Annotated in this window: 5 protein-coding genes; 1 reads left to right on the top strand and 4 read right to left on the bottom strand. The window is 56.7% G+C overall.

Features of this window, described 5'->3' with window-relative positions; genetic code table 11:
• The 4 genes from AC2VNK_RS01850 to AC2VNK_RS01865 all read right to left on the bottom strand — a co-directional run.
• A partial coding sequence (locus AC2VNK_RS01850; RefSeq protein ID WP_486882598.1) for a 2-oxo acid dehydrogenase subunit E2 occupies positions 1-1,489 on the bottom strand: 1,489 nt, incomplete at its 3' end.
• A gap of 97 nt (positions 1,490-1,586) precedes the next feature.
• Positions 1,587-2,567, bottom strand: a complete 981-nt coding sequence (locus AC2VNK_RS01855; protein ID WP_291520480.1) for an alpha-ketoacid dehydrogenase subunit beta — start codon at positions 2,565-2,567, stop codon at positions 1,587-1,589.
• 2 nt (positions 2,568-2,569) lie between these two features.
• A complete protein-coding gene (gene pdhA / locus AC2VNK_RS01860; protein ID WP_486882599.1) occupies positions 2,570-3,541 on the bottom strand; it encodes a pyruvate dehydrogenase (acetyl-transferring) E1 component subunit alpha in 972 nt (323 codons plus the stop codon).
• A gap of 576 nt (positions 3,542-4,117) precedes the next feature.
• Positions 4,118-5,302, bottom strand: a complete 1,185-nt coding sequence (locus AC2VNK_RS01865; protein WP_486882600.1) for an outer membrane beta-barrel protein — start codon at positions 5,300-5,302, stop codon at positions 4,118-4,120.
• 179 nt (positions 5,303-5,481) lie between these two features.
• On the opposite strand from AC2VNK_RS01865, the gene AC2VNK_RS01870 reads away from it, so the two are divergent.
• A partial coding sequence (locus AC2VNK_RS01870; protein WP_486882601.1) for a hypothetical protein occupies positions 5,482-5,893 on the top strand: 412 nt, incomplete at its 3' end.

A 5,893-nucleotide genomic window follows, 5' to 3' on the forward strand; every position in this document is an offset into this window, starting at 1 on the left:
CCAGCCAAGCTTCCGGATGCTCAATCGCCTGCTTCAGGTCTTTGAGAAACAGGGCCGCCTCGGCGCCGTTCACCACCCGATGATCCGCAGTAATGGTAATAGGCATACCCTCGGGGCCATTCCCGGCAATAGCAATGATGGCCGCCGTGCCCGGAGTGACGATAGCATCGAACTGGGCGATGCCGTACATCCCCATGTTGGAGATCGTAAAGGTCGGGTTCGTATATTCAGGCGGACTGAGACGACGTTTGCGCGCCTTCTCTACCAGTGGGGTCCATTCTGCCTGCAACTGATCAAGGCCTTTACCTTCCACACCATGTAGCACCGGCACTACCAGCCCGCCATCCTCCGTGGTCGCGGCAATGCCAATGTCATGCTGACTACGTTCGACAATCTTATCCGCGGGCTGATAAGCGGCATTCACCAAGGGATGCTTGCTCAGCGCCTGCGAGGCAGCCTTGGCGATGGCCACCGTGACGGAAACCTTGTGCACCTTGGCGGCGCGAATCAGTGCCTCGGGCATGGCCAGCACGGTGACATGGAAAACCGGGATACTCAGGGAAGCGACCATCGCCTGACTAATCGCTCTTTCGATGGCCGTCATGGCGCGACCGTTACCAGGCACTGCGGGCTCAGCGGGACGTGCAGAGGCCACTGGTGCGGCAAGACGGCCAGCCGCGAGAACGTCAGCAGCCACGACCACACCCGCCGGACCGGTGCCGCGTAGCCCGTTGAGATCCACCCCCTGCTGGCCCGCCAACTGCCGGGCGAAGGGGCTGGCCGCACCCTGCTGCGGACGCGCCGCCGGAGCAGGCATGGCGGTGGCTGCGGTCGTGGAGGTTGCTGCGGGGGCGCGTACGGAACTGACTTTGCTCGCCGTGCCGGTGCTGACTACAGCGCTTTCGCGGCGCACCTGCTCCGGCAACTCCACCAGCCAAGCGATAGGCTCGCCTACCGGCACTACCACATCTGCCGCCACCAACGGACCAGAAAGGTAACCCTCACGGAAAACCTCCACATCCATGATGGCCTTGTCCGTTTCCACCGTCGCCACCACATCCCCACGCTGAATCCTGTCCCCCAAGGCTTTTTCCCAAGACACCAGCACGCCTTCGGTCATGGTATCGGAGAGCTGCGGCATCTTGACGGCGTAGCCCTCAGGGGCGGATACCGCAATGGACGCAAGCTCTGGTGTAACGGCAGCAGCAGGTGCGGCGTAAACAGGCGCCGCCACCGTCTCCACCGCACTATCGGAGATATAGCCAATAGCCCCGCCCACCGGAATGACGCTGTTAGCCTCGGCCAGAGGCCCTGCCAGATAACCGGAGCGGAACACCTCCACATCCATGATGGCTTTATCGGTTTCCACCGTCGCCACCACGTCACCGCGCTCCACCCGTGCACCCACGGGCTTCTCCCAGGAAACGAGAACACCTTCCGTCATGGTGTCGGAAAGTTGCGGCATCTTGATGACGTAAGGTTCAGCCATGTTTCACCATTATCGAGTCAAACCGAGATTGAGAGGGAGGCCGTGACGCCATCCGAAGGATAGGCCACGGTCAGCCGCCAGAACAGTCGCCGGAACCTTACCGGCCCAGCATTTTCCGCACAGCGGCGACTACATCCCCGGCATTGGGGATCGCCGCCTTTTCCAGACGGCGGTTATAAGGAATGGGCACATCCAGGGCATGCACCCGCACCGGCGCGGCATCCAGTTCGAAGAAGCATTCCTCATTGAGGATCGCCATCACCTCAGAACCCACGCCCACCGGGGCTTCATCTTCTTCGACCACAATGGCGCGATGAGTCTTGCGTACGCTGGCGGCGATACCCGCCCGATCCATGGGCTTGAGCGCCCGCAGATCGATGACTTCGGCATCAATGCCATGCTCCTGCGCCAGCTTTTGCGCCGCATCCAGCGCCCAGTGCACACTGATGTTGTAGGCAAAAATGCTGACGTCTTTACCCTGCCGCATCACCTCTACCCCTTCCAGTGGGGTGAAGAACTCCGTATCCGGTATCTCACCCTTCAGGTTGTACATACTTTCGTGCTCAATGATCACCACCGGATCATCGCAACGCACGGCGCTTTTCAGCAGGCCGTAGGCGTCGCGCGGTGTTGCCGGGGTCACTACCCGCAGGCCGGAAATACCCATGAAGACTTTCTCCATGCGCGCCGAATGCTGGGCACCCAACTGGTGCGCCGTGCCGCCCGGCACCCGCATCACAAAGGGACAGCGGATACGACCACCGGACATATAATGGATTTTCGCTGCGTTGTTCATGAGCTGATCCATGGCCAGCCAGGCGAAATTGACGCTCATAATTTCGACGATGGGGCGGGCCCCGACCATGGCCGCACCCACGCCGATGCCGGTGTAGCTGTTTTCGGAGATGGGGGTGTCGATTACCCGCTGCTCGCCGTACTTGGCAAAAAGGCCGCTGGTCGCCTTGTAAGTACCGCCAGCGACGCCGATATCCTCACCCATGGCAAAGACCAGGGGGTCCCGCGCCATTTCTTCATCGTGGGCACGTAGGATACCCTGCCAATACATCATTTCAGCCATGGCTACTTGCCTCCTTCTGTGTACACATAACGGGCGATGTCTTCCACGCGCGGCTCCGGACTCTCGGCGGCAAAGCGCACGACCTCATTTTCGATTTCATCCTGAATAGCCTTGTCCATGGCGTGGAACTCATCCTCGCTGACCACCCCAGCATCCAGCAGACGGCGCTTGTAGATACCGATAGGATCGCGCTGCGCCCATTCTTCCACCTCTTCTTTGGATCGGTAAGCACCGGAATCCGACATGGAATGACCGCGCAGACGGTAGGTCATCAACTCCAGGAAGTAGGGTTTGCGCTTTTCACGCACATGTTGCACCGCCTTTTCGGCGTGGGCCATGACCACATCAATATCCTGACCGTCGCACTGCGCCGCTTCGATGCCGTAAGGGGCCACGCGCTTGTACTGATTGATTTCCACCGTCGAACGCTCGATAGCTGTACCAATACCATACAGATTGTTTTCGCAGACAAAGAGCACCGGCAGATTCCACAGGCTGGCCATGTTCATGGTCTCATGGAAAGTACCCTGATTATTGGCACCGTCGCCCAGGAAGCAGATGGAGATTTCATCGCCGCCACGCAACTGGATCGTCTTAGCGAAACCGGCGGCCAGCGGGAAGGGTCCGCCAACCAGCGCATAGCCACCCATGAAACGCACATCGGGATCGAAGAGATGCATGGAACCGCCGCGGCCCTTGGAACAACCCGCTTCTTTGCCAAAGAGTTCCGCCATCAACGCCTTGGGATTCATCCCCGACTTCAGCGCATGAATGTGGTCGCGATAACCGGTCACCACGTAGTCCGAACCGGTGCGTGCCTTTTCCAGCACACCGATGGCGCAGGCCTCCTCACCGGGATAGAGGTGCAAAAAACCGCCGATCTGGCGTTCGTGATAGGCCTCCGCGCAACGTTCCTCAAAACGGCGGGCAAAAAGCATTTCACGCAACAGGCGCTTCTGGTCCGTGGCGTCCATGGTCCTCCCAGGCAAAATAATGGACCGCATCGCCGGGATGCAGGTCGCGGGTGAATGTTGAGAGCAAAGTCTTGGGAATGATGGCCCAGGGTACGGCAAAACGTCAAGAGTGCCTGCATATAAAGCACCTTCGCGCCCGCAGGGACGACACCAAACAAAGTTAGATCAGAATTTATAACACCGGAGAAAATATTTGGAACAATTCAAGACGCACAAAAAAGGGCAGGAGGACCGCCCCTGAATATTGCTAACGGAGGGGACGCGGTTACAACAAGTTCACAACACTGCACCGCATATAGGGCAAAATAGATACCAATGCAAGCACCAGTAAAATCGAGGTATATTCACCCGCGCCCGGCAATAATTGCCCACATATTGGGCAGCAGCGTGTTGAGCTGGTGCACTATTCACCGATATGGGGCAAACGAAGCAAGCACTATTCACCGATATGGGGCAAACGAAGCAAGAAATATTCGCTGCCATAACGCATAAAACCCGCCCTACATCTGTGGCGGGTTTTATGCGCGAGACAGCCCCGAGTCTCTCGGGGCTATTGTGATAAGGCGTGTCTCAGATTCAGAACATGAAGCCGGTTTCTAGCATGCCACGAAGCTGGGTGGTGTTAGTGCCGCCAGACAACCCATACCCCGAAGGGGCAGACGCCGTGACATAAGAAAGATCCGCGCGAGCAAAAAAGCCACCGTCCTGATAGGTTGGGGTCACTGTAATAGACCAGGCGTGAGAATCGGCCGGTAAGTCGGTCAAGCTAGACGCTACACTGGAGCTATTAAGCGTTTCCCCCGGATGGCCGCCGACGTCCAAGTACTCCACTCTACCCGCCAGGGATATTGTATTGGTAATGCTATAGTCGGCGAGCACTGCTGCTCCATAATTGGAGAAAGAGTGGTTAACATTCAGCAGTGGTGACTTCGGGGTATGCATATATTGCACATAGGGCTCAATCATCCACGGCCCAGAACTATGTTCATACTCCAAGCCATAGATTTCGCTGGAATCACCCACCGCTCCATAAGCAACATCCGGGGAGCTCAAACGCACGTTACCGAGTGGCCCCTGCGCATAGAAACTCACTGTATTTGAGCCATCAATAGCATAACTCAGTAATCCACTCATCACGTTATAACGATTGGAATAATAGCCATCATTCAAAGATAGCGACGCGCTAATAGGGCCATTACTGGCGTTAAACTGTACGCCACGGCTGATTAACGGCTCCATATCCCACAGCAGACCGCGTTCGATATTGATATTCTGGTAGGTAAAACCACCCTCGGCGCCAATGAGCGTAGGGAGTTTGCCTATCTCCACGGAGTAGTCAGAAGAGGGGACATACTTTAAATACGCGACGGGCAACGCACCGAAATCGTTAATGTTGCTCTCGGATGAAGGAATTGAAGCCGCCAGCGTGGGGAAGCTGTAGGCGCCTGCCTGGATATAAAACTGTAGAGGGCCGGTATTCTTTTGAATAATGACCATTCCGTTAGTAATATCGGCGCCAACATACTTGGCGCCTAAGGTACCTGCAGCTCCCTGCGGATTATCCTGGTAAAAAGCCATGCCACTGGCAATACCCTGCACATCCAGCTTACCGAGAGGGCCAGCACTGAAGGTCAGGGGGGCAGGCATGGATAGCGGGCTGGCATGGGCCACCCCGGCGATCATGGGGAGGCTCAGGGCAACGGCGGCCAAAACCGTGCGGTGCAACAAGCGGGAACATTGGGTAGCATTGTGATGCAGCATGACGACTCCTTAGGTTTCTATAAAAAATCAACTGGTGTTGCTAAAAAGCAATTGCCATACCACTAGCAACACAAAGCACAAAATTAAATTACTTCTTTATAATCATTATTTTAATTACAATTTTTCAGCATAGGCCCACTAAACAACTGCACCATCACAACGCACAAAGCACCATTATAGTGCATCATTTTGTTGTTTTTATAGAGCATCGCGGATCGGCCGACAACATTCAGACGCAAAAAGGCCCCCCACTTCGGCATATGAAGCGGGGGCCTTATACAACAGGCAGCATTTTAGTTGCCGTTGAGGGTGCGCTCGATGCTAGGGAGTGCTGCGCCTACACCGGCACCAACAGCACCACCAACCGCTGCGCCGACAGCGGGATTACCTGCAGCGACAGTGCCAAGAATGGCGCCACCGGCAGCACCAATGGCGCCGCCACTCAGAGCACGCTGACCGGTGGGGCTCATATTGGCGCAACCGCCGAGGGCCACAACACAAAGAGCCAGCGCCAGCATCCAACGCCGCCCAACTGGAACAGCGCTTGCGTTTCTCAAGATCATTTCCTGCTCCTATTCGTCTTTCTGCCAT

The sequence above is a fragment of the Acidithiobacillus sp. TH-A35 genome (assembly GCF_057473505.1).

Excerpts from the sequence above, each read along its gene's own strand:
- AC2VNK_RS01855 (WP_291520480.1), bottom strand. The coding sequence starts at position 2,567 with ATGGCTGAAATGATGTATTGGCAGGGTATCCTACGTGCCCACGATGAA.
- pdhA (WP_486882599.1), bottom strand. The coding sequence starts at position 3,541 with ATGGACGCCACGGACCAGAAGCGCCTGTTGCGTGAAATGCTTTTTGCC.
- AC2VNK_RS01865 (WP_486882600.1), bottom strand. The coding sequence starts at position 5,302 with ATGCTGCATCACAATGCTACCCAATGTTCCCGCTTGTTGCACCGCACG.